The following is a 24978-nucleotide window of genomic DNA, read 5'->3' on the forward strand; positions in this document are numbered from 1 at the left end:
TTAACCGCGCGCTAACTCTGGGAGCGGGTTTTCTCAAGCAGGGTGAACCGATCCCCGGCCGTACGTTTTGTTAGGTAGATGCGGAGGAGGAAACATGAAGCTCATAAAGATCGGATTCGGTTTGTTGCTGATCTGCGGTGCTCTTTATGTGGTGCTTGGGGAGCAGCTTAGCGGCGCGAGTGCAAATGCGTTCATAAACGCCCGTTTGACGACGATACGCGCTCCCATCGCTGGCAAAATTGAATTGATTTCGAGACCGCTGGGCGCCCAGGTTGCGCAAGGCGATCCACTGGGCTCTCTTGAGGATCCTCTTGTTGACGGCATCCGTCTCCTTGATCTCGAACTTCAACAGGCCGATGCTCAGACCGAAATAAAAAGGCTCGAAACCGTCGTCACGTCTTTCGATGAATCGATTGATGAGTTGCAGACCCGCGCGGCCATCTATCGTGAGGAAAGAAAACGCCAGCTCGCGGCTCAGGCTCAGTCTGCCGACGCCTCGCGTGCTGCGTCCGAGGCACGTCTGAAATACGCGGAACTCAGCCGCGAGCGATCATCACGGCTAAGCGGTCAGGGCATTTCTACCGCACAGTCCCTTGAACAGGCCCAGTCACTTTCCGAGGTTTCCGCGCTGGAGGTCGCAAATGCAAAGGCTCAGGCCGCCGAAATCGTTGTGGCACAGAAGGCGGCCGAGCGGGGAGTATTCCTCGGGGACGGATTTAACGACGCCCCCTACTCCGAACAGAGGATTTCCGAGATCGACGTGCAGCGTCTGGAATTAAAAGCGCAACTTGAGGCGAAGAAACTGGCATTGGCTGCAATTTCCGATCGGCTGGCAAACGAGCGTCTTCGTGTAAACAGACTTTCTTCCTCAGATCTGGTGGCGAATGTGAATGGTGCGCTGTGGGAGTACCTCTCCGCTTCGGGCGAAACGGTCCAGCGCGGTCAGGACCTCATGCGCCTGATAGACTGCGACTCCGCAATTGTGACCTTATCCGTGTCGGAAAGCGTCTACAATTTCCTCAGGGTCGGCGCACCCGCGACCTTTCGCCTTAACCGAAGCCGTCAGGTTCTTCAGGGATCGGTAATCCGCCTTGCGGGTTCCGGCGCGGCTACGATCTATGAAAACATGGCAATAGCACCGAGTCAGCGCCACCTCCAAAGGTACGACGTGGCACTTGATGTGCCGGCTCTGCGGGACGACCCCGACCTTCGGTGCCTCGCAGGGCGCACGGGCAGGGTGTTTTTCGAAACGCGCGCTTTTGACTGGCTGCGAGGACTATGGAGATAGGACTTGGACAGTTTTCTCTATCTTAGCGAACTTCAGTCGAGCTTCTCTCATCTGGCTCTGGCCTTCGGGTGCGCACTCGTCCTGCCATACCTCCTGAACAATCGTAACTGGACCCACAGGACGTTCCTTTTCGCAATCGGAATGGCTTTAGCGGTGCGATATATCTGGTGGCGAGGAACCCAGACCCTGGCCCCGCCCGGCTTCACGCTGGACTGTCTGTTCAGTTGGTCATTCTTTGCTCTGGAAGCATTATCTGTTCTCTCGTCGCTGAGCGCGTTTACAATCCTGACCAGAACCACCGATCGGTCCCCTGAAGTCGAGGAGAATAAATCCTGGTGGCAACCGGATCCGCCTCCAAAAGTCGCGATTCTGATCGCCACATACAACGAGGAGCAAGCCGTTCTGGAACGGACGGTCGTCGGGGCAAAGGCCAGCGATCATCCGGACGTCCAGGTTCTTGTGCTGGATGACGGGCGCCGTGACTGGCTGCGTGACTTCTGCAAGGAGCACGACGTTCGATACCTTCGCAGGCCAGATAACAAGGGCTCGAAAGCCGGCAATATCAATCATGCCCTGGGCGTTCTTGCGCAAGACGATCAACCGCCAGACTTCATAGCCGTGCTGGACGCGGACTTCGTTCCTCACACGGATTTTGTCTCGCGCGCACTTGCGCTTTTCCACGACCAGGAGGTCGGACTGGTTCAAACACCCCAGCACTTCTTCAATCCGGATCCTATCCAGCATAATCTCGGGCTCAGCCGATCGTATCCCGACGAGCAGCGCTTTTTCTTTGACCATTTACAACCAAGCCGCGACGGGTGGGGCATCGCATTCTGCTGCGGCACGTCGTCGGTGATCAGATGGAGGGCAGTGCAGGCCTCCGGTGGGTTCCCGACAGACAGCATCACGGAAGATTTCATGCTGACGCTTCAGTTGCAGGAGCACGGCTATCGGACGGTCTATCTGAACGAAGCGTTGACCGAGGGCCTTGCTCCGGAGGGGTTGAAGGAATACGTCACTCAGCGAGCGCGATGGTGCCTGGGGCTCATGCAGATTGCCCGAGGAAGGCTAGGTCCCTTTTCGCGGAACAATTTGCGGCTGCGGGACCGCTGGAGTGTCGTTGACTCGGTATTTTTCTGGCTCACCACCTTCACATTCCGCATCGCCTCCATGACCTTTCCTCTCTTTTACTGGTTTTTCAACATCACGGTGGTCAACGCATCTGTTCCCGATGTCATCAGCTATTTCGGGGCGTATATGGTGTGGATCCTGTTCGTGTTGAACTTCATCTCGTCCGGAATGGTGATCCCCATCGTCAATGACGTCAGCCAGTTGCTTGGTGCGCTCCCCATATCGAGAGCCGCCATTGTGGGGCTTGTGAAGCCGAAAGGTCATCCTTTCAGTGTTACGGCAAAGGGAGGAGACCGAACCAAAGTCGTTGTCCAATGGCGTCTTATGCGCCCCTTCCTCCTTTTGACGTTTCTGACCGTCGCCGGGGTCCTGATCGGTCTGGTCTCTGACCGTTTCGCGTTCAATGACGCAGGAGACGGGAAGGTCGTTATCCTGTTCTGGACTGTTTACAATCTGGTGATCCTTGCCGTGACGCTGCTGGTCTGTGTCGAGTTGCCACGACGTGAGAAACACTATGCGGACCGTCCCGAGCGGGTCGTAATATCCCTCGGCGGTGCGCTGAAGCGCGTCTGGATGACGGACCTGACGCAGGAAACGGCCCGTCTCAGAGGGGTAGACGCGCCTATAGCTACCCAGATCATCATGAAACTCAAAGAAATCGGAGATTTCACCGCCACGGTGCTGGATCGGACCGACGACGGCCTGGTCGTTGCGCTGGGGTTGGATGAAACACAGTACCAGCTCTTGCTGAAAAGACTTTACGCTGGAGGGAGCGTACCAAGTGTCACGTCAACACGGCTATCGGCGATCATCAAGGATGCCACCACCCGTTTTGCCCGCCAGTAGTGGTCTAGCTTACTTAACCGCCGTCCTGCCGGTCTGCACTTGCCTGCAAGCGAGAAATTGCCGAGCCGATTGTAGCTAGTTCGGAAGTTCTCCTGCTCTCGTAGGGATATACGTTCTGTCCATCCGCAACGGCTTTGGCATTGACGGCGAGGTGATGGAACGGCCGGATAAACGAGACAATGAACAATGACATGAGGAGCAGAAGGAGCAGGGTCAGAAGAGACAAACTAATAAAAAGACCGCTGGAGAAGCTACTGGCCGCATTGCTGAATGCGTTCGCATCGATCCTCGCGACAATGGACCACCCGAACCTCGGTAGGCTTTGGTAGCTGGCCTCGGGAAGCGTGGCTACGAAGTAATTCTTGCCATCAGGCCATAACTCGAGGCTCACGCCGGTGGCACCTGTCCTTGCTCTTCGAAAGCTTGGCAGATCCAGGTTTGAAGGGCTCTCGTTCGTGGACGATATAACAGCCCTGCCCTCGGGATTGACTATGAGGACGTCGACGTCCAGGGCATCACTCAGCTCACGAATGTAGGCTTTTGCCCACTCCAGATTGAGATGAAGCCCAAGAACTCCTGTTACTGACTGACCAACACCGGTTACAGGGGCTGCCAGGTCGAGGAACCGTAACGGCTCCCCACTTTCGGGAGCAGGAAGTTTAGCCGCAAGAAGAACCGCTTCGTGCGCATCCCCGGCGAAGTTGCCCTGAAGCCCCCTCTGAAACCACGGACGGGATGACACGTCGGCGCCGACCAACAGACCGTTTGACGCGACACGGACTTTGCCGTCATTTCCGGCATAACCTGCCCACGACACAACCCGTCCGCTTCCCACGAGCGTTGAAAGATCGTCCTGGATCTCTTCAGGCTGGCTCACCGCAAGCGACCTTCCCAGCGTTTCGAGGTTTGTCCATTCTCGATAAAGGGAAGCGGCGAAGGCTGTTTGAACGCCCCGTACCCTGGTTTCCACGGCAGTACGCAGACTTGCCTCCTGGAAACTGAGCATTCGATCGTCAATCACCTTGAACACAATCGCGGCACCGACGAGGATACAGGCAAACATGAAGCCCGCCGTGACCGCACTCAACGATGGCAGGCGACTTTTTGGTTCATTGGACATGGACACCCGCGCGTTTTGTCGTGTCAACCTCGACCGAAACTAGATAACGGCCGGCGGGCGAGCAATCTGCCGATTATCAGGGGTTGTTTTTTCGGCGTGAGGTCGCGAATTCGGATCTGCCAGGCATCGCGACCAACCTCGTTCCTGCACGGAGCCAATGTGACGAGCTTGGAAGGCTTGCATCCCATTGGTGTTGAGACGAACGAAGCATTTCGCCAAAAGCAGGTCGTGCCTGGCTCCGCCCGCCGCGGAGTGAGCGGCGAGGATTTGCAGGCGTGTCACGAGCTCTTGCGACGCCGCGAATTGCGACGGTTGATCAGCGGCTTACGTTATACGACTGTCGGTCAGGCCAGAAACCCGCGTGACCGGGCAGCGTCGAGAGGGGATCAGGGGCCGAGAGCAGCGCGCGAGCAGCATTCGGCGACAAGGGCCCTGCGAGTAGAAAGCCCTGCAGATGATGGCAACCGAGGCTCTCCAGAGCATCGCGCTGCTCCGTTGTCTCAACACCCTCAGCCGTAATCTTCAACCCCTTGGCCCGCGCGACATTGATCATGGCAGTGACGAGGGCCCTGTTGTCGCTTCGGTGGATTTCCTCGATGAATGATCTGTCAATCTTGATGCGATCCACCTCAATCTTTTGAACCCGCGAGAATGACGAATATCCTGTTCCGAAATCATCGATCGCAAATCTTACTCCGGCTGCGCGCAGGGCCGCAATGGTCCGTTCCGATCGGCCGTCCTCTCCGGTAGCTGCGCTTTCCGTTATCTCGATTTCCAGGCGGTTAGCCGAAACCTTCCATTTTTCGAGCGCAGCAATCACGTTCAGCGGATAGGCCGGCGAACACAGTTCCAGCAAGGAGGCGTTGAGCGCGATGTCGATGTCGGGAAAGTGCGCCAGCATGGAACAGGCGTCTTCTAGCACAATGGCTCCGATTTCGTGGATCAAACCGCACTCTTCGGCCAGCGGAATAAACTCTCCGGGGCTTACGTATCCAAGTGTGGGGTGGTTCCATCGGGCCAGCGCCTCGAGGGAACAGAGCATCCGGTCCCGTGCTGAGAAGACTGGCTGATAGAATATCTCTATCTCCGCGCGGCCGTTGACCGCCTTCCGCAGGTCAGCTTCCATAGCCCTTCTCTTGCGAAGCAACTCGTCCATGTGCTCGCCGAATATTGCGTAAGTATTCCTGCCAGCTGCTTTGGCGTGATACAGTGCGATGTCGGCCTGACGTATCGCCTCGTTTGCATCAAAGGCGCCGTTCTTTACGGCCACTCCGACGCTGGCACCAATTGTGACTTGCGTCTCCTCGATCTCGAACGGCAATCGAAGGTCGTCCACAATGGCTTTTGCAACATGCTCGGGCTTTAGCAAATCGTTCGATGTGACAAGGACGGTAAATTCATCACCACCGATCCGCGCAACAAGACTGTCGGGCAAAAGGCTCGTGAGCCGCGCCCCGACAAGTGATATCAATCTATCGCCTGCAGGATGTCCAAGCGAATCGTTCACCTCCTTGAACCTGTCGAGATCGATGAACAGCACGGCGTGTGCCTCGTCTTCCCTCGCATTTTGCGCGGCGGTCGCAACTCTCGCATTGAATTCCGATCGATTGGCAAGGCCGGTTAGAGTGTCGTGTGCCGCCTGATACTGCAACTGCTCCTGGTTCGCCTTCAATCGGTTCGAGCGTCTCCAGAGGGCGTTTCCGCCGACGCTCGCTGCACTGAATATGGCAAAAAAAGCAAATGCGATCGCGGGAATGGTAGCTTCAAGGACTTGCTGGCCGGGCCTGAACGGCTGCCATTCGAAGTAGCCAACGACCTGTCCGGATCTCGAATGCAACGCAAGATAAGAAAAACGCGGGTCCGTTGGCTGATGAAGGGCAAATCGAAGATTTTCGAACTGGTATTCCTGACCCACCGTTGCTGCGAGATCTCCGTCCAGAAATCGGACCGCAACATGCAGATTTTCTCGCCCCGGTTGCTGCTCGATATCACCCGTGTCGGAAACGATCGGTTTTATGCTTACGATCGCCGGACGTGAGCCAACGTAGACGATGTCGGCTTCTCCTATGGAGAGCACCTTGCTACTCGTTCCGTCCTGATCGCCTGCGATAAGGCGTTCCTTCAGCTTCGTCGCTAACGGGAGATAGGCGGTCCGCAAACCATCGGCGGTGGACGCGTCATTGTGATCGACAAGAAATTGATAGATCGGATTAAGGTCCGCTGTCAGCACGATTGCTGCATCGTGTCCGAAATAGGTATTCATCCATACGCCGAGATTGGTTTCCATCCAGTCTGGATTACGGGCAAGGGAGTTCGTGACGGCGTCATCCCAGACAGTGGCGCTTTCCTGATCATGAGCAATCGATGACTTGAGTTTCGATACCGTCAGGGCGACCACGTCACGCTGCCTTGCAACTGCGATACCGTCGCTTGCGATCGCCGCAAAATAGAGTGACAAGAGAAGCAGCCCGCAGATGGCGAATGACGCCATGACGGGCAGGCTAAATCTCCAAAACCATTTCGACTGCAGAAGGGTTTGCATCGTTTCATATCCGCCTGTGTTTCGTCCAGACTACGTGAACGAAACTTAAAGCGGCTGGAACCAACATGGTTAAGTCCGGTCGAAATCGCTTTCGTACGGTGCCGCACAAAACGGTTTCGAAAGAGGGATTGCGCTGTCACGGAGCGACCTGGCAATCTCTCCATCGACATGGTTGTAACGCTGGTATTTTCATCCCAGGAGTAACACCCGGTGCCGGTCCGCTTCCAACCTGGCTGATGGCAACCTCTTGCCTTGCCGGCGCCTCAGCCCGACTGCAGAGTTGCCAGACGCGATGAGGCACCAAAATAACAGAAGATTTGGGCGACGGTATTTGTAAGTTCGGGCACGCGCTGCATCCGCTTCTCCTACCCCTGGCTCTGCAGTGGCAATTTTACCTGATGATTTCGTCTCGGTTGCGCTTCCTGGCGATTTGGCCATATTTGTCGGCTCAATAGTCACGGGGAAAGAAAAAATGTCGATAAATGCTAGGTCTCGGGTCGCGGTGGTGATGGCTGCGCTTCTCTTGGGGGCGAGCTCTGCGCTTGCAGAAACAGTGTTACACCGCGGTAATGCCGGCGAACCACAGACGCTCGATCAGGCACAGACCTCCATCAACATCGAGGCCTTCATCGTCAAGGATCTCTATGAAGGTCTGACCATCTATGACGCGACCGGCAAGATCATTCCGGGCACGGCCGAAAGCTGGACGCTGTCTGACGATGGTACCGTTTACACGTTCAAACTGCGCGCCGATGCGAAGTGGTCGGACGGTACACCCGTGACGGCGGAAGATTTTGTCTTCTCTTATAAGCGCGTCGAAGACCCGAAGACCGCAGCGAAATACGCCAATATTCTCTACCCGATCAAGAACGCCGAAAAGATCAACAAGGGCGAAACGCCTGTTGACCAGCTTGGCGTCAAGGCGGTGGATGACAAGACCCTGGAGATCACGCTCGAGCGGCCGACGCCGTTCTTCCTTGAACTGCTCGCCCATCAAACGGCTCTGCCCATTTCCAAGGCGAGTTACGAAAAGAACGGCGCGGATTTCGTAAAACCGGGCGTGATGGTGTCGAACGGCGCCTACAAACTCGAAGCTCATGTTCCGAACGACAGCCTCACTGTGGTCAAGAACACCAATTTCTGGGACGCTGCCAATACCAAGATCGACAAGGTGATCTTCTACCCGGTTGACGACCAGGCCGCCTCCGTTCGCCGTTTCGAGGCGAAGGAAATGGACCTCGCCTACAATTTTTCAGCTGACCAGATCGACCGTCTGCGCAAATCCTATGGCGACCAGGTGCACGTTTCACCGACGCTCGCGACCTACTACTACACCTTCGATACGCGCGAAGCGCCATATGACGACGTCCGCGTGCGCCGGGCGCTATCCATGGCTGTCGACCGCGACTTCCTCGCCAAGGAAATCTACAGCGGCTCGCAGGTTCCGGCCTATTCGATGGTTCCACCCGGCATGGATTCCTACGGTGAGCCCGCCAAGGCCGACTTTGCAACCCTGTCGCAGCTTGATCGCGAAGACGAAGCTCTAAAGCTCATGAAGGAGGCCGGTTACGGTGAAGGTGGCAAGTCTTTATCCATCGAAATCCGGTACAATACCAACCCCAACCACGAACGCGTTGCGACCGCGATTGCCGACATGTGGAAAAACACCTTCGGCGCCAAGGTCTCCCTCGTGAACCTCGACGTTGCCTCGCACTACGGCTACCTCCAGGAAGGCGGCAAGTTCAATGTGGCGCGTGCTGGCTGGGTCGCTGACTATGCGGATGCGGAAAACTTCCTTGCGCTCTCCATCTCGTCCAACAAGACCTTCAATTACTCGAAGTTCAACAACGCCGAGTATGATGCATTGCTGAAGAAGTCCTATGAGGAAAAGGATCCGGCAGCTCGCTACAAGCTGCTGCACGAGGCCGAAACGATCCTCATGAAGGAACAGCCGGTAGCGCCGCTTCTGACACAGGCCGATCTTTGGCTGGTGTCCAACCGCGTCAAGGGTTGGGTGGACAACGCTGCCAATCAACACCTCAGCCGCTTCCTGAGCGTTTCCGAATAAGCAGCACTGGCACGGTGGCCCCGCCACCGTGCCATGCCGGAGCCCAAAAACATGATCTCGTTTATTCTGCGCCGTTTGGCGAGCGCCGTGCCGACGTTGTTTATCGTCGTCACGATCTCGTTTTTCCTGATGCGTTTTGCGCCCGGTGGTCCGTTCAATCTCGAACGTCCCCTCCCCCCGCAGACCATGGAAAATCTGATGAGAACCTATCATCTGGATGAGCCACTATGGCGCCAGTATCTCATCTATCTCGGCAATGCCGTCACCGGCGATTTTGGCCCAAGCTACATCTATAAGGACAACACCGTCGCGCAGCTGATCGGCAAGGGCCTGCCCTATTCGCTCGAACTGGGTTGTTATGCCCTGTTGCTGGCTCTGGTGGGCGGCGTGCTCGCCGGCACGCTCGCAGCACTCAGGCAAAACAGCGCTTTCGATTTCTCGATCATGTCAATCTCGACAGTGGGCGTCACCGTCCCGAACTTCGTCGTGGCCCCTGTTCTCACGCTTGTATTTGCCGTGCTGCTCGGGCTTCTTCCGGCAGGCAGCTGGGGTGACGGGTCGCTACGCTACCTCATTCTTCCGATGATCGCACTTGCGCTGCCGCAGCTTGCGGTCATTGCCCGGCTGACGCGCGGTGCCATGATCGAGGCACTGCGAATGGACCACATCCGCACGGCCAAGGCCTATGGCCTTCCCGCGCGCAGCGTCGTCGTTTTCCACGCCATGCGCGCGGCAATGCTGCCGGTCGTTTCCTATCTCGCTCCCTGCGCCGCCGCGCTTTTGACTGGCTCGGCAGTCATCGAAACGATCTTCACCATTCCCGGTGTCGGCCGCTACTTCGTTCTCGGCGCCATCAATCGTGACTATACGCTGGTAATGGGCACCGTTGTTCTCGTCGCCATTTTCGTCATCCTGTTCAATCTAGTCGTCGATATTCTCTACGGCCTTCTTGATCCGAGGGTCAGACATGACTGATAGCCCCGGCACTAACCCTCATTCGCAACAAATCAAAAGCCGCAGCCTGTTCCAGCTGGCAGTCCTGCGTTTCAGACGCAACAAGGCGGCCATGGCGGGTTCCGTCATGTTGCTCCTTATCACTCTGTTCTCGTTCGTCGGGCCTCATTTCCTGGCACATACCTATGATCAGGTGTTTTCCTCCTATGTCTCGGTGGCGCCCAGTCTCGAGCCACGCCCGGATGTGAATAACCTTCAGGACGTGATGGAGGGTGTTGCGAGCCGGGCCCGCGTCGAGCTGAAGGAATTTGCCGTTGAAGGCCAGACTTTCACGGCGACCATCACCTCCAGCAGCGCAATCGATCCGCGCGCAACACGCTACTTCGACCGTGCCAATGAATTCAAAAATACCAGGGTGACTGCAACCGAAGACGACGGACGCACGCTGAAGCTGGAAGGCGACGTCAACCGCGAATACTTTTTCTTCGGTACAGATTCCAACGGCCGCGACATGCTTGCGCGCGTCATGCTTGGCGGTCAGATTTCGATTGCGGTCGGTGTCCTGGCGAGCCTCGTTTCCTTGGGAATCGGCGTGGTCTACGGTGCAACAGCGGGCTATATCGGCGGGCGCGTGGACAATGTGATGATGCGCTTCGTCGAAATCCTCTATTCACTGCCCTTCGTCTTTCTGGTTGTGGTTCTGGTCGTCTTTTTTGGCCGCAGCTTCATCCTGATCTTCCTCGTCATCGGCGCGGTGGAATGGCTGGACATGGCGCGCATCGTGCGTGGCCAGACACTCGCCTTGAAACGACGGGAATTTGTCAGTGCGGCGCAGGCTCTGGGACTAAGCGACTGGCAGATTATCCGCCGTCATATCATCCCCAATACGATCGGACCCGTTGTCGTGTTCGTGACGGTCGTCGTGCCCAAAGTCATTCTTCTGGAAAGCTTCCTGTCCTTCCTCGGTCTCGGCGTTCAGGCGCCGCTCACAAGCTGGGGCGCGCTGATTTCCGAAGGTGCCAACAACATCCAGTCCGCCCCCTGGCTTCTGATATTCCCGGCGATCTTTTTCGTGCTGACCCTGTTTTCGCTGAATTTCGTCGGCGATGGGTTGCGTGATGCACTCGATCCCAAGGATCGTTGACATGAAGACGACAACTGACACCATTCTTTCCGTTCGCGACCTGAAGGTCGACTTCAACACACCGGACGGAACCGTCCATGCCGTCAAGGGCATCGACCTTGACGTCAAACAGGGCGAAACGCTCGCTGTCGTTGGCGAGTCCGGTTCTGGCAAAAGCCAGACGATGATGGGCATCATGGGATTGCTTGCATCCAATGGCGCCATCAGCGGCTCCGCGAAATATCGCGGAAAGGAACTTCTTGGACTGCCTGTCGGCGAGCTTAACAAAATCCGTGGCGCGAAAGTCACCATGATCTTCCAGGAGCCGATGACCTCGCTCGATCCTCTTTACCGGATCGGTGCGCAGATTGCTGAGCCGATCATTCACCACCGCGGTGGCAGTAAAAAGGAGGCGCGCGCACGCGTTCTCGAACTGCTGAGGCTAGTCGGAATTCCGGAGCCCGAGCGGCGTATAGACAGCTATCCTCACGAGCTTTCCGGTGGTCAGCGCCAGCGCGTCATGATCGCCATGGCGCTCGCGAACGAGCCGGACATCCTGATTGCGGATGAGCCGACCACCGCCCTCGACGTTACGATCCAGGCCCAGATCCTTGATCTTTTGAAGTCGCTGCAGCAGCGTTTCGGGATGGCCATCGTGCTGATCACGCATGATCTCGGCGTCGTCCGCCACTTTGCCGATCGCGTCGCGGTGATGCGCCGGGGGGAAATCGTGGAGGCTGGGACAACGGAGGATATCTTCGAGCGCCCGAAGGCGGATTATACCCGGATGCTTCTCGATGCCGAGCCCCGAGGGAACAAGCCTGCAGTCAGCCGAGAGGCTCCGATCGTGCTTTCCGGCCAGAACGTAACGATCGATTACACAATTCCGGGCGGCTTCCTGTCGAAATCAAGCAAGTTCCGGGCCGTTGATGGCGTGAACGTCAATCTTCATCAGGGACAGACGATCGGCATTGTTGGCGAATCCGGGTCAGGCAAATCCACGCTCGGTCGCGCTCTGCTGCGCCTGATCCAGGCCGATGGCCGGATTTTTTTCGGAACACAGGAAATCACCGGGCTTGATCGAAAGGCCATGCGGCCGCTACGGCGGCATCTCCAGCTCGTGTTCCAGGACCCCTATGGTTCGCTTTCGCCGCGACAGACGGTAGGCGAGATCATCACCGAGGGGCTCTTCGTCCACGACCAGGACCTCAACCGTGCGGAACGGGACAGGCGCGCAATCGAGGCGCTGAAGGAAGTGGGCCTCGATCCCGCCGCCCGCAACCGCTACCCCCACGAATTTTCCGGGGGGCAACGCCAACGTATCGCCATTGCCCGCGCCATTATTCTCAAACCAGAGGTCATCATTCTTGACGAACCCACGTCGGCGCTGGACCGGTCCGTTCAGGGCCAGGTTATCGACCTCCTGCGTGATCTACAGAAGGCCCACGGCCTTTCCTACATCTTCATCAGCCACGACCTGTCCGTCATCAAGGCCATTTCGGATTATGTCATCGTCATGAGAAACGGAAAGATTATCGAGGAGGGAGAGACAAACGCCATCTTCAACCGGCCTTCGGCTGAGTACACCAGAACACTGATCAAATCCGCTTTTTCACCCGCCGTCGTACCGTAGATAAAAAATGGAGCGCACGCAGATCGCAGCGCACTGGCTCCGCCCGTGCGAAACCAGTTGCTTTTGGCAGGTGCTCATCAGGCTATGACGTCCGGCGCGGGTGGCACAGTGCAACATATCGGGGTTAGCACCTCCTTAGTCGCTCGATTGTGAGGCTCGCGACTTGTCAGAGCCTGCCGACCGTTGAGAGTTCGTTGCGCGCGTCATTGCAACCGGTATTGAACGCCGGGCACTATCGAGGGTGCTGATTTCGCAAAAACCTCAGGGCGCCTCGCCATTGCGGACGTGCGAGCTGACGACCACGCGTCATTCCTTAGGAGCACAGGAGCCCGTTATTACCCGCCTGTCGCTGGTCGTCATTTGTTTACTCGCTCTTCGAATGTTCGATGACGTGGAAACGCCAAGAAAGACCGGCAATCGGACCATGCAAACTTCCGCCTCATGAGCCGTTGAACGCCACTCGACCGACCAGAGGCGATCGTCCTCCTCACTCGAGGATCGATCGCAAGTACGTTGCTTGACATAAACTGGCTTCACCCAAGCACCGGATTGATCTATCCTGTTAGCAGACATGACAGTCGATGTGCATCCGGACGGCGAGGGTCGCCAAGGCAATGTCCGGCCGCGACGATCTCGCCATGCGGGCGTGAAAGGTCGATGATCCGCTGAAACTGGTCATCGTGCGCGACATGTGGCTTACTGGGTTCGATGCGCCCTGCATGCACATGATGTATATCGACAAGCCAATGCGGGTCATGGGTTAATGCAGGCGATTGGCCGCTTCAACCGTGTCTTCAAGGAGAAGCCAGACGGCCTCGTGGTCGATTACATCGGCATCGCCACCAACCTGAAGAAGGCGCTCGCGCAGTATTCCCAATCCGATCGAGACAAGACGGGGATTGATGAAGAGGAAGCCGTCGCCGTCCTCCTGGAGAAATACGAGATCGTCCGGGGCATGTTCACCGGGCATGACTACAGCCTGGGTGTCACGGGCAAGCCTATCGAGCGGCTGAAGGCGCTGGCAGACGGCATCGACTGGATCTTGAAGTGGCAGCAGGCGGACGCAGCAAAAGTTGAACGCCCAGAGGTCAAGAAACAGGCGCATCGCCGATATCAGGATGCGGTTTTGGAGCTGAGCAAGGCCTATGCCCTTGCCTCCGCCAGCGATGCGGCAACGGAAATTCGTGATGAGGTGTGCTTCTTCCAGGCCGTTCGCGCCGCTCTGGTGAAAACCACGGCTACCGGCAAGATGTCCGACAAGGCCAAATCAATGGCGGTGGAGCAGCTTCTCAACCAGGCCGTAGCCAACGCCGAGATCGTAGACATCCTGAAGGCTGCGGGGCTGCAGTCGCCCGACATCTCTGTTCTCTCTGACCAGTTTCTGATGGACGTCCAGAAGATGGAAAAGAAGAACCTCGCGCTGGAAGCTCTGAAGAAGCTTCTGACCGGGGAGATCAAGAGCCGGTCCAAAACCAACGTCGTTCAGTCCAAGGCCTTCTCTCGACGCCTTGAGGAGGCGGTGGCCCGGTATCATGCCAATGCGATTTCGTCAGTCGAAATGATTCAGGAACTGATCGCGCTGGCGAAGGAGATCCAAACGGCGACCGCACGTGGTGATGAGCTGGGTCTCTCTACGGAGGAGATCGCCTTTTATGACACGCTTGCTGGCAATGAGACGGCCGTCGAGGTCATGGGTAGCGAACAGTTGCGTGTGATCGCCCACGAACTGGTCGAGAACATGCGGGGCTCAGTCACCGTTGATTGGCAACACAAGGCAAGTGCCCGCGCCAGGATGCGCATCCTAGTGAAACGCATCCTCAAGAAGTTTGGATATCCGCCAGACCTGGAGTAGGAGGCCATAAAAGTGGTGCTCGCACAGGCAGAGCTACTTTTGCATGAGATAAGTCGAGGCTGAAGAAAACGCCACTGCACTGTTTGGTCAACCAAGAGGGCAAAGCGAACTTTTTCGGGGCCTAGGCACGAAGACTTTACCCACGGTGCGACGTTCGCGACACTTATCTAACAGCCAAGCCAACGATGATGATCCACACACAACAATTATGTGGGTCATTTTGTGGGGCGAAGGCGCAAATTAATTACAACACATTGATAAAATTACGCTTTTTTGCATCAATGGCGGAGAGGGTGGGACTCTCCGCCAATTAAGCCCGCGATACCTGAGAAACAATTGTTTCTCGTAAGCCTATGCTCCCGTTCGGGAAATTACGATACCTACAGGTATACCACAAGCGATACCCGGATCTCAAGGGTCTTATTTTTTCGAGGTCGTGCGAGACGCAAAACTTCCCGATCAGGGTGATTTTGGAAGATACCTTCGCCTGCTTCCCGATCGGTAAGGATCGCGTTGATCTAGGAGAAATCTTCCTGTGCGGTAAGCCGATCCAGGAGATGTTCGATGTTCAGGTCCGCACGCGATTTCGGCGCTGCCATTCGGGAAAAACGCAAGGCGCTTGGCTGGACGCAGACCGAGCTTGCCACCCGGTCCGGCACGGGCGAGCGCTTCATCGTTGAGCTTGAATCCGGCAAGCCAAGCTGTCAGCTTGAAAAGTCCCTGATCGTCGCACGCACTGTCGGCATTGAGATCGGCGATATCAGGACGGCCCAAGTCGCGCCGACCTCGCCTGACGATGACCTGGCCTTCTTGCCAACCTTCGGTGACGGTCGATGACAACGATCTTCTACGACGCCCTTCCGGTCGCCCGCCTGGCTTTCAGTGGCGAGTGGCGAATGGACTATGACCCGAGCTGGGAAGCGCGCCGGTCTGCCTTCCCGGTGTCGCTCACCATGCCGCTCCGTTCAGGCCCAGTCGCGGCCGACAGGCTGCTACCCTAGCTCGCCAATCTTCTACCGGAAACCGACCTCGCCGAAATCGGCCAGCGGCTGAAGGTTCCCCCTCAGGACATCGTCGGCCTGCTCGGCCGCATCGGGCGTGACACCGCCGGCATATTGTCGATTGGTGCTCCCCGTAAGCCGGGTATTCATCTCCAGCCCGTGCCGGGTGCGAGGACACTGGAGCGCGTCTTGGACCAGCTTCCGGCAAAACCTTTTCTGGTCGGCGAACGCGGCGTCTCCATGTCTCTCACGGGTGTGCAAGTGAAGCTGCCGGTCTTCGTGGATGAGGGCGACACCATCTCCATTCCCGTCGATGGGACACCCTCGACCCATATTCTGAAGCCGGATTCAAAACGGCTTGCGGGCAGTGTCGAGAACGAAGCCTTCTGACTTGCGCTTGCGCGCGCCTACGGACTGGACGCCGCCGAAGCGACGATCGGTGTTGCGTGTGACCGGCGCTATCTGCTGGTGAAGCGCTATGACCGTTTCACCGATCCACAAGGAGCAATCCGTCGGCTGCATCAGGAAGATCTTGCCAGCTAACGGGTCACTTCCCGTCGCAAAAATACGAACGATCCTCGATAGGACGTGGCGTAACCCAGAAAATGATCTTCGCTGCCCTCAGCGATCTGATCTCGCTTTCCGCACGTCTGACGCTTCTTGATGCAGTGATCTTCAACGTGCTGATCTGCAATTCAGATTCGCATTCCAAGAACTATTCCGTTCTGATCGGTGCTGGCGGCTCGGCGAAGATGGCGCCGCTCTACGATCTCATGTGTGCGGCGGTGTACCGCCAGGTCGATCAGATTCTTCCGCAAGGGATAGCCGGCAGGTTCAACGCTCCAGATTTACGGCAAGCGGATTGGCAAGCGCTAGCCGACGAACTCGGATTGAGCGGCGCGTCGACGGCAAGGCGCGTTTTGGAACTGGCAGAGCGTGTTAGCGCCGCATGCGATGGGGTGGCGTCCCAAGTCGAGGCTCTGGCCGGCGATCCGACAAGAGTCCTGGAAAAGATTATCCACTCCATCCGAAAACGGTGTCGGTGTATTCAGATGCAATCTTTCGTGGGTGAAGAGCCGAACTAGGAGGGAAATTATTTCCGCTTTGCGCCGTCTTTTCGGTCATTCAGTTTTCTGTCGAGTTTTCTAAAAGTTGTGACATGCCCCCAATAAATGACCTTGCCCCGCTGAACTAATCCATTTTGAAGTAAGCTCTGGCCCATTGAGAGGACCAGGGAATGAAGCGCAACCGTTTTACGGACGAACAGATCATCGGCGTTCTGAAGGAGCACGAGGCGGGCACGCCGGTCGCGGAGCTTTGCCGCAAGCACGGTGTCAGCGATGCCAGCATCTACAAGTGGAAGGCCAAATTCGGCGGCATGGACGTGTCGGAGGCCAAGCGGCTGAAGACGCTGGAGGACGAGAACGCGAAGCTGAAGCGGCTTCTGGCCGATGCGATGCTCGACAATGCGGCTTTGAAAGACCTTTTGGGAAAGAATGTATGGTCCGCCTCGTCCGTGCAAGGGTACGCGACATCGTAAATGACGATTCCAGTTGCATAAATGTATCCGGCCTCTCGCGATGAGCTGCGGTTGCAGCCAGGCCATGATGAGATCCGCACACGCCGTTCCCAATAAATGGTCCAGGAGGACCTCGAAGCCCAGATCGCCGCCTTCGTCGAGCATTACAATCATCGGCGATACCACGAGAGCCTCGATAATCTCACCCCGGCCGACGTCTACTTCGGACGCGGCCATACCATCTTGCTCGAACGCGAAAGGATCAAACGCGACACCATCAGACTACGCCGCTTGAAACACCACGCCAAAGCGGCTTAAATCAACCCGCAAACCGAGCCGGAAACTCCATTCTTCCAGAGCCCAAAAAGTCTCAAATCATTCGCGGACAGTCGCCAATCTCGTGTCGATCCGCTGCTGGATGAGCTGCGCGACCCGGTGGATCGTCGTCCCTAACAGGGTAAGATCAGAAGAAGTCATGGGTATCTTTCCTCCGTCTCAATGAGAACCAGGATAGGCTCCGGTCCACCCAAAATGCAATACAAACATCATACATGCTTGCATAATAATTGGAGCCGCCTATCTTGATGGACGGTCTCCGAACCGACATCCGGCCGGCCCGGTTGCCCGGCCGGACTCCTTGCGCAGAGCCCTCATCACCTCGAAGCCCTTGATCGTCGCATAGGCCGTTTTCAACGTCTTGAACCCTCTCACAGGCCTGATCAGTTGCTTGAGCTCGCCGTGATCGGACCCGACGACATTATTCAGATATTTCACCGGCCGATGCACAAGCTCTTCTGGGCACTTGCCTTGTGTCTTCAGTTCAGAAATAGCAATGCCGTAGGTCGGTGCCTTGTCGGTGTTGATGAGATCGTGGAATGATCGACGGACACACCTCACTCGCCCATCATTTCTTCAAGGTCGCGATAGCTGATGCCATAGCATGAGCACAATTTTTGCAACAGAGCCACATGGACTACGTCGAGGGTGCAGGCTGGAATGGGACCGTTAGCGGACCGGCAGCCTGCAGGGAGGTAAGGGTGGGAAAGCGGAAAAAGCTTCGGCGGGGTCACGCCGAAGATTGCCGCCGGCCCTTCGGCCCGGCGGCATGGAGCAAGAGGACTTTAGAAAACAGATGGTCGTGTGATCCCTGAGAGAGTTCTGGATCGGTAATGGCCATCCCCCTTCTGTCCCAAGAGCTCGCCATCCTTGATCATGACCTTCCCGCCGAGAATGACGGTCGTTGGCCAGCCGGTGACGTTGATACCTTCATAGGGGCTGTAGTCTGCCCCGTCATGTAGGTCTGCGTGACGGATGGTGCGGGTGACATTCGGGTCCCAGATCGCGATATCTGCATCCATGCCGACCGCTATCGACCCTTTCGTTTCGAGGCCATAGATGCGCGCGTGGTTAGTCGCCGTCAGCGCAACAAACCTCGAAAGGTCAATCCGCCCCTTCATGACACCTTCTGAGAAAAGGATCGGCAGGCGCGTTTCGACTCCGGGGATGCCGTTCGGAATGTGGCGAAAGCTCGTCTTGCCCTCTGGGTTGAGCTTGCCCTGAGAATCGTCATAGCGGAACGGGCAATGGTCGGAGGAGAAAAGGTCGAAGGCCCCGGTCTCGATCCCGCGCCAGCAGTTGGCTTGCTCCGCCACGTCACGCGGGGGTGGCGAACAGACGAACTTGGCGCCTTCCCAATCCATGCCTTCAAGATTATCGGCGGTAAGCGTCAGGTATTGCGGGCACGTTTCCCCGATTACTTTGCGGCCCCGCGCCCGCGCGGCACGAATCTCTTCGATGGCGGCCCCATTGGAGACATGTACGATGACAACGGGCACGTCCACCACCTCGGCAAGCGACAGCGCGCGGTGGGTTGCCTCGCGCTCCACAACAACGGGACGTGTCGTGGCATGGGCCTTAGGAGCAACGTTCCCCGCCGCCTCATGCTGTCCGATCAGGTAACGGATTGCATCCTCGTTTTCGCAATGGACCATGACAAGGGCGCCGGTACGACGCGCGACATCCATGGTCTGGAGAATTTGGGTATCGTTGAGCCGCAGGCCCTCATAGGTCATGAAAACCTTGAACGACGAATAGCCATCGGCCACCAGAGCCGGAAGCTCCTGTCCCAGAACCGTTGGTGACGGATCGGACACGATAAGGTGGAAGGAAACGTCGGTGTAGCAGTTACCGTCAGCGAGAGCGTGGTAGCTTTTCAGCGCCTCGCGCAAGGACTGCCCCTTCTCTTGTAGGCAAAAGGGCAGGATCGTGGTGTTGCCGCCGAAGAGAGCGGAACGCGTCCCGCTTTCGAAATCGTCGGCCATCACGATGCCATTGCCCGAAGGCTGGGAAAGATGCACGTGGCTGTCGATGCCACCCGGCACAACAAGGCGCCCCGCAGCATCTATGACACGCGCGGCGTCTGCCAGACCTTCGCCAATTTGAACAATGCGCCCGTCAAGAACGGCGACATCCGCCTTGAAAACGTCGGACGCAGTCGCAACTGTTCCGTTGCATATGACAATGTCGAACATGGTACTCGTCCCCCGGCGGTTAGAGCAGTACATCGCCGCCGTTCGGCGACAGCGATTGACCGATGTAGAAGGATCCGGCTTCTGAGGCGAGCAGAAGGGCGGTCGGTGCAATCTCATTGACCTGACCAAAGCGGCCGATCGGAAGCTGCGCCTTCTTCATCGCGCGCCACTCGTCGCTGAGGCCCATTAGGATTTCTGTCTCGACCGGACCGGGTGCGATTGCATTGACCGTCACACCCTTTGGAGCTGCCTCGTAGGCAAGCGAACGGGTGAGGCCGACGATGCCCGCCTTGGCGGCGCAGTAATGGGTGAGGCCCGGTGCACCCTTGTAGGCGAGTTGCGAGGCGAAATTGATGATACGACCCCAACCGCGCTCCGCCATGCCGGGGTAGAACTTCTGCGTAACCATGAAAGTGCCACGCAGGTTCACTCCCATCACCCGGTCAAATGTCTCCAGCGAGATTGCTTCGAACGGAAGATCGCCACCAATACCTGCGCAGTTCACCAGAATGTCGACGGGTCCAAGGGCGTCGCGACTCCAGGTGGCCAATGACTCGACGTCGGACGGATTGGAGACGTCGCACACCGTATGAGCGGCCGATGTTCCATTTTCCGCGAGCCGAGCGGCAAGTGCCTGGGCATTTGCATCGTCACCGTACTGACAATACCCGACCTTCGCGCCATGAGCGGCGAAGAGTTCAACGATGGCGCCACCGATACCACGGCTGCCGCCCGTCACCAGGGCGGTCCGCCCAGTCAGATCGAATTGCTGCATGCTGTTCTCCAATGTTACAGGCTCAACGGCCCTTGAGCCAATCCGCGTAGCTGCGGATGCCCTCCTCCAACGTCCGGGATGGAACGAAACCAAGATCCTCGGCGATTGCCGAGATGTCGAAGCGATGCTGATGGTCATCGAGCGGATCCGGTCCGTCGGCGACCGCGATATTTGCGTCCGGCATCGCCTCCTTCACCAGATCGGCGACCGCGTCGATCGACAGAAAGCGTCCGCCCGTCGCATTGTAGACGGGGCGCGGGCATGAAGGCGCATCATGTGCTGCGAGAAGCGCCTCTACAGCGTCATCTACATGTATGAACTGCCGCGGGAAGGCGCGTCCGTGCGACAGACGCGTGGATCGACCGGCTTGGGCGTCCTCAATCATGACGCGGATGACACAGTCCGTCGTGCGCCCAGGTCCATAGACCCAGGATAGGCGAATTGCCACGGCATCCAGCCTGTGCTGCAGACGGTAGCCCGCAAGCAACTGCTCGGCCGCAACCTTTGTGGCGCCGTAGACGCTCGAGGGACGCAGCGGTGTCTCTTCCGGCAGTCCCCGGGAGGCGTCATCGGGCTCGGGTGTCGGGCCATACGCGCTGGTCGAGGAACAGAAGACGAACCGCCGCATCTGTCTGATGCGAGCAAGTTCGAGCACGTTCACCGTTCCCACGACGTTTGCTTGGACGATGCCATAAGGGTTGTCGACCATCACCATCGGACCCGATACGGCGCCACAGTGGATGACAGAGGTCGCATTCGCCTTTGCCGCTACAGCATGAAGCCTATGGATGTCCCCGACATCGGCGATCTCGATCGGCAGATGCCCCGGCTTTGCCGCGAGGTCGATGCCGAGCGCTGGACGTCCGTCTGCGTGGAGCCGGGCGAGAAGACGCTGTCCGACGAGGCCTGACGCGCCCGTGACCATGATGGATTCTTCGGTCATCGAGTGGTTTCCTTCCAGACGGGCGTGATGCCCTGAGCTGCTGCCACATGCTCGACGGCTAACTCCGCCGAGAGCAGCTTTTTGGTGTAGGGATCCTGCGGCTGCCGGAACACGTCCTCCATCGTGCCGGTCTCCACGATGCGCCCGCGGTTCATGACCGCCACGTCATGGGCGAGCGAGCGAACCGAGTTCAGGTCATGCGTAATGAAGAGGGCGGACAGCCCCATGCGCGACTGAAGGTCCCGCACCAGATCGATGATCTGAGCGCGCACCCGGATATCCAGGGCGGTCGTGGGCTCGTCGAAGATCACGAAGTCCGGCTCGGTGACGAGAGCCCGCGCTATACCGATGCGTTTCTGTTCCCCAGCCGTCAATTCGTGCGGGAAGAACTCTGCGTGGCGGCTGGGCAAGTTCACGAGATCGAGGACATGGTGGACGCGCTTCAGTCGCTCCTCGGTCGACATTCGCTCCAACATGCGAAGCGGCTCGTCGATGAGGTGGCGCACTCGCCAGCGCGGGTTCAAGGCGACATAGGGCTCCTGAAATACCATCTGGACCCGGCGGCGCAGCTTGCGGAACCTCGTCTCCGGCCACTGCGTGACATCCTCGCCATCAAACACGATCTGCCCGGACGTGCTTTGGAGCAGCCTAACCAAGCACTGACCGATGGTAGTTTTGCCGGATCCGCTCTCACCGACCAATGCCAAGGTCTCGCCTCGCCTGACGCTGAAGGACACGTGGTCGACGGCCCGAACAGTCTCCCCCGGTCGACTTCCGGGGAAGATCTTCACGAGGTTGCGTACCTCGAGAAGAGTAGCTTCATCCCGTCCCGTCGGTCGCAAGGCGGGAACGGGGCGAGCCTTCGCAGCCTCCAGAAGTTCGCGGCTGTAAGAGGTCCGCGGGTCAGCCAGGAAGCCAGCCGTGTCACGCATCTCCTCGATCCGCCCTTGGCGCATGATGGCGACGCGATCGCAATAATGCGCAATGATGCCGAGATCGTGCGTGATGATAACAATAGACACTCCAAGTGTCCGGGCACGCTCGACCAACATGTCAAGGACCTGCACCGACACCGTTGCATCGAGGCCGAGGGTCGCGTCGTCTGCAAGCACGATTTTTGGCTTAGTGATCAACGCCATTGCGATGACGACGCGCTGGGCCATGCCGCCGGACAGTTCATGCGGATAAGCTCTTGCCCGCTGCTCCGGATCAACGATCCCGACGCTGGCTAGAAGCTCCACCGCCTGCTGCCAGGCTTCCGCCTTGGACAAGCGTCGGTGGCTGCGCAGAACCCGCACCACCTGGTTTCCAACCATCTCGACAGGATCGAGTAGTGCCTTCGCGTTGGTACCGATCAGGGCGATCTCGCCCCCTCTCATCGCGCGACGGTCTGCTTCCCTGAACTGGCTGATGGCGTTGCCTCGCAGGAAAACTTCTCCGCTCGTGCGGCGGACCCCCGATGGGAATAGGTCGATCATGGCACGCGCGAGGATCGATTTCCCGGCACCGGTTTCTCCGACGATTCCCAGGATCTCGTTTGGACGTAGCTCGAAATCCACATCCTTCAAGATGAGCTTGTCCCCTTCCGGAGACGCGAATGCGACATCCAGGCCTTCGATCTTGAGGAGCGGCAGCTCGACTGATGTGGGGACGCCACTCATCGCGTTTCTCCTATCGATAGTGCTGGCGGTTCTTCCGCCGTCCTTCTGCTTCTGGTTGCCTTAGTGGGATCTAGCAGGTCGCGCACCACATCGCCGAGGAGTGCAAAGCAGAGAACCGCAATGACAATGGCGAGACCCGGAAACAGGGAGACCCACCACACGCCGAGAATCATCTGCTGAGCGCCGGAAGACACCATCAAACCCCATTCGGGAACGGGCATGCGTACACCGGCTCCGATAAAGGACAGGCCGGCGGTCAATAGGATTGCCATGCCGATGGAGATCGACACCTGCACCATTGCGGGCATCAACGCGTTCGGCAGAAGATGACGGAACATAATGTCAACATCGGTGGCGCCGCTGCACCGTGCCGCCGCCACGAATGGCCTCTCCCGCAACGACAGCACCTCGGCGCGGATTAGACGGGCGAAGATCGGTATGAAGAGTATGGCGAGCACGATCGCCACATTCCAGATTTCCTGGCCCATCACCGAAACGAGCGCCATGCCGAGTACGAATATTGGGAATGCCTGAACAAAGTCGAACAGGCGCATGGCAAGGTTCGACGGGAGGCCGCGAAAATAGCCGATCAGCAATCCAAGCGGGACTCCGACAAGAAAGGCCAAGAGCACGGACGAGACGCTAATGAGCAGGTTGATGCGCGTCGCGTAAATGATGCGCGACAGGACGTCCATGCCGTTAATGTCGGTGCCGAACCAATGCGTGGCTGATGGCGGCATGAGCGAGGCCAGTGGATCGGCGTGCGTTGGGTCGTAAGGACTGAGGAGAGGCGCGAAGACGATCGCCACCATCTGGAGAAGGAGCAGTGATAATCCTATAACTGCCGCCGGGCGGCGCTTTGAAATGGAAATAATATTCATACCTTGATCCTCGGATCGGCGAGTTCGTAGAGAATGTCGACAACAAGATAGACAACTAGGATGAAGGCGGCGGCCACAAGGATGAACCCTTGCAAGGCTGGGTAATCGCTGCTCATCACAGCCTGGACCGCGTATTGGCCGAGTCCGCCCCACGAGAAGATGGTTTCCACCAGAACGGCTGCCCCAAGAAGGAAGCCCACCAGGAAGCCGACGATGGTGATGATCGGCGGGAGGCTATTGCGCAGGGCTGCCCGGACGATCACTCGCTCCGGCACGCCGCAGGCTCGAGCGTGGCGTACAAAGTCGCTTCTCCACACGCCGGCGAAAATGCTTTGCGTCATTTTCATCAATGCGCCGGCGTTGACGACGGCGATCGTGACAACAGGCAGTGTCAGGCGACCGACAGAGGACCAAAAGGCTTCCATGTCGCCGGCAAGCAGCGCGTCGACCGTGTAGAAGCCGGTCACGTATGGCGGAGCGGAAAGCAGGGCATCGATGCGGCCGAAAGGCGCGGCAGCCCAACCGAGCAAGGTGAAGAAGACGTATATCAGGATCAGCCCGATCCAGAAATCTGGGATGGCTCCGGCCGCAAGACCATACGCGCGAGATGCGATATCGACGGCGCCGCCGGCCCTAACGACCGACACGACGGCAACGGTCACGCCAATGACGACGGTGAGGAGCATTGCATAAAGGATTAACTCGAGGGTGGCGGGAGCGCGCTCCATCAAGTCGACCGTCACCGGATTCGACGTAAAAATGGAAATGCCAAGATCGCCCTGAAGAACATTGCCACAGTAGGCGACGAACTGCGCCCAAATGCTGTCGTTGAGGCCGAGGCGCTCGCGGAGTTGCTCAACCGCCTCCGGCGTCGCCATGTTGCCGAGGAGGAGGACCGCCGGATCGCCCGGAAGGAGGCGGATCAGGAAGAAGGTGACGAACAGGACGCCGAACATCTGCGGGATGACGAGCGCGAGCCGTGCTAAGACGATTTGGAGGCTACGCGGCAGGGACTGCCACCCTCGGTGGGCTGTAATGAACATGGATGTCTCCGCGATCGGGTACGGTTTCGGGGGAGTGTACCGTACCGGGACCTGCGTCCCGGTACGG

At 57.9% G+C, this 24978-nt stretch carries 20 protein-coding genes and 4 pseudogenes; 14 read left to right on the top strand and 10 right to left on the bottom strand.

Features of this window, described 5'->3' with window-relative positions:
• The first annotated feature begins 94 nt into the window (after positions 1–94).
• Positions 95–1288, top strand: a complete 1194-nt coding sequence (locus tag DOU54_RS02820) for an HlyD family secretion protein (protein WP_113730499.1) — start codon at positions 95–97, stop codon at positions 1286–1288.
• Positions 1289–1291: 3 nt separating this feature from the next.
• A complete protein-coding gene (locus DOU54_RS02825) occupies positions 1292–3265 on the top strand; it encodes a glycosyltransferase family 2 protein (protein ID WP_113730501.1) in 1974 nt (657 codons plus the stop codon).
• A 13-nt stretch (positions 3266–3278) separates the two neighbouring features.
• Here the strand turns inward: DOU54_RS02825 and DOU54_RS02830 are convergent, their stop codons facing one another.
• Positions 3279–4385: a cache domain-containing protein gene (locus DOU54_RS02830; RefSeq protein ID WP_072495000.1), complete on the bottom strand. Its 1107-nt coding sequence runs from the start codon at positions 4383–4385 to the stop codon at positions 3279–3281.
• Between the two features lie 316 nt (positions 4386–4701).
• Positions 4702–6927: a bifunctional diguanylate cyclase/phosphodiesterase gene (locus tag DOU54_RS02835; protein WP_113730503.1), complete on the bottom strand. Its 2226-nt coding sequence runs from the start codon at positions 6925–6927 to the stop codon at positions 4702–4704.
• A 472-nt stretch (positions 6928–7399) separates the two neighbouring features.
• On the opposite strand from DOU54_RS02835, the gene DOU54_RS02840 reads away from it, so the two are divergent.
• The 8 genes from DOU54_RS02840 to DOU54_RS27815 all read left to right on the top strand — a co-directional run bounded on the left by DOU54_RS02840 (position 7400) and on the right by DOU54_RS27815 (position 15558).
• Positions 7400–8995 (top strand): peptide ABC transporter substrate-binding protein, encoded by a 1596-nt coding sequence (locus tag DOU54_RS02840; RefSeq protein WP_113730505.1) that lies wholly within the window; start codon positions 7400–7402, stop codon positions 8993–8995.
• Between the two features lie 51 nt (positions 8996–9046).
• On the top strand, positions 9047–9970 hold the full coding sequence (gene oppB, locus DOU54_RS02845; RefSeq protein WP_004437372.1) for an oligopeptide ABC transporter permease OppB: 924 nt from the start codon (positions 9047–9049) through the stop codon (positions 9968–9970).
• A complete protein-coding gene (locus DOU54_RS02850; RefSeq protein ID WP_108081779.1) occupies positions 9963–11093 on the top strand; it encodes an ABC transporter permease in 1131 nt (376 codons plus the stop codon). The genes oppB and DOU54_RS02850 overlap by 8 nt, the downstream gene beginning before the upstream one ends.
• 1 nt (position 11094) lies before the next feature.
• Positions 11095–12705: an ABC transporter ATP-binding protein gene (locus DOU54_RS02855; protein ID WP_193603286.1), complete on the top strand. Its 1611-nt coding sequence runs from the start codon at positions 11095–11097 to the stop codon at positions 12703–12705.
• 689 nt (positions 12706–13394) lie between these two features.
• The gene (locus tag DOU54_RS28530; RefSeq protein WP_376785127.1) at positions 13395–13469 is read left to right on the top strand and encodes a hypothetical protein; all 75 of its coding nucleotides are present in this window, start codon (positions 13395–13397) and stop codon (positions 13467–13469) included.
• Positions 13469–14557: a type I restriction enzyme endonuclease domain-containing protein gene (locus DOU54_RS02860; RefSeq protein WP_210206185.1), complete on the top strand. Its 1089-nt coding sequence runs from the start codon at positions 13469–13471 to the stop codon at positions 14555–14557. The genes DOU54_RS28530 and DOU54_RS02860 overlap by 1 nt, the downstream gene beginning before the upstream one ends.
• A 564-nt stretch (positions 14558–15121) precedes the next feature.
• Positions 15122–15394, top strand: coding sequence for a helix-turn-helix transcriptional regulator (locus DOU54_RS02865; protein ID WP_113730507.1), 273 nt, complete (start codon positions 15122–15124; stop codon positions 15392–15394).
• Between the two features lie 59 nt (positions 15395–15453).
• The gene (locus DOU54_RS27815; RefSeq protein WP_279873103.1) at positions 15454–15558 is read left to right on the top strand and encodes a HipA N-terminal domain-containing protein; all 105 of its coding nucleotides are present in this window, start codon (positions 15454–15456) and stop codon (positions 15556–15558) included.
• A 12-nt stretch (positions 15559–15570) separates the two neighbouring features.
• Here the strand turns inward: DOU54_RS27815 and DOU54_RS27820 are convergent, their stop codons facing one another.
• Positions 15571–15708 carry a hypothetical protein gene (locus DOU54_RS27820; RefSeq protein WP_279873081.1) on the bottom strand — a complete coding sequence of 46 codons (138 nt, stop codon included), beginning with the start codon at positions 15706–15708 and terminating at the stop codon, positions 15571–15573.
• A 39-nt stretch (positions 15709–15747) separates the two neighbouring features.
• Here DOU54_RS27820 and DOU54_RS27825 point away from each other — a divergent pair, with 39 nt between their 5' ends.
• The 4 genes and pseudogenes from DOU54_RS27825 to DOU54_RS02880 form a co-directional block, all read left to right on the top strand.
• A complete protein-coding gene (locus tag DOU54_RS27825) occupies positions 15748–15948 on the top strand; it encodes a hypothetical protein (protein ID WP_279873082.1) in 201 nt (66 codons plus the stop codon).
• A 45-nt stretch (positions 15949–15993) separates the two neighbouring features.
• Positions 15994–16643 (top strand): annotated as a pseudogene (locus DOU54_RS27830) (HipA domain-containing protein).
• Positions 16644–16795: 152 nt separating this feature from the next.
• Positions 16796–17059 (top strand): annotated as a pseudogene (locus DOU54_RS02875) (transposase); the annotation flags it as partial.
• 147 nt (positions 17060–17206) lie between these two features.
• Positions 17207–17395 (top strand): annotated as a pseudogene (locus DOU54_RS02880) (integrase core domain-containing protein); the annotation flags it as partial.
• Between the two features lie 258 nt (positions 17396–17653).
• Here DOU54_RS02880 and DOU54_RS02890 read toward each other — a convergent pair.
• From DOU54_RS02890 to DOU54_RS02920, 7 genes and pseudogenes are all read right to left on the bottom strand, one after another.
• A pseudogene (locus DOU54_RS02890) lies at positions 17654–17941 on the bottom strand (DDE-type integrase/transposase/recombinase); the annotation flags it as partial.
• Between the two features lie 257 nt (positions 17942–18198).
• Entirely contained in the window at positions 18199–19608 is a 1410-nt protein-coding gene (hydA, locus tag DOU54_RS02895) for a dihydropyrimidinase (RefSeq protein ID WP_279873083.1), read from the bottom strand.
• A 19-nt stretch (positions 19609–19627) separates the two neighbouring features.
• Positions 19628–20383, bottom strand: coding sequence for an SDR family NAD(P)-dependent oxidoreductase (locus tag DOU54_RS02900; RefSeq protein WP_113730513.1), 756 nt, complete (start codon positions 20381–20383; stop codon positions 19628–19630).
• 22 nt (positions 20384–20405) lie between these two features.
• Positions 20406–21326, bottom strand: a complete 921-nt coding sequence (locus tag DOU54_RS02905; protein WP_113730515.1) for an NAD-dependent epimerase/dehydratase family protein — start codon at positions 21324–21326, stop codon at positions 20406–20408.
• Positions 21323–22987 carry a dipeptide ABC transporter ATP-binding protein gene (locus DOU54_RS02910; protein WP_113730517.1) on the bottom strand — a complete coding sequence of 555 codons (1665 nt, stop codon included), beginning with the start codon at positions 22985–22987 and terminating at the stop codon, positions 21323–21325. Before DOU54_RS02910 ends, DOU54_RS02905 begins: the two co-directional genes overlap by 4 nt.
• Positions 22984–23868, bottom strand: a complete 885-nt coding sequence (locus tag DOU54_RS02915) for an ABC transporter permease (RefSeq protein ID WP_113730519.1) — start codon at positions 23866–23868, stop codon at positions 22984–22986. The genes DOU54_RS02910 and DOU54_RS02915 overlap by 4 nt, the downstream gene beginning before the upstream one ends.
• Positions 23865–24911, bottom strand: coding sequence for an ABC transporter permease (locus tag DOU54_RS02920; RefSeq protein WP_210206186.1), 1047 nt, complete (start codon positions 24909–24911; stop codon positions 23865–23867). The genes DOU54_RS02915 and DOU54_RS02920 overlap by 4 nt, the downstream gene beginning before the upstream one ends.
• Between the last annotated feature and the right edge of the window lie 67 nt (positions 24912–24978).

It is taken from the genome of Agrobacterium sp. MS2 (assembly GCF_003261015.1).
Taxonomy (GTDB): domain Bacteria; phylum Pseudomonadota; class Alphaproteobacteria; order Rhizobiales; family Rhizobiaceae; genus Agrobacterium; species Agrobacterium pusense.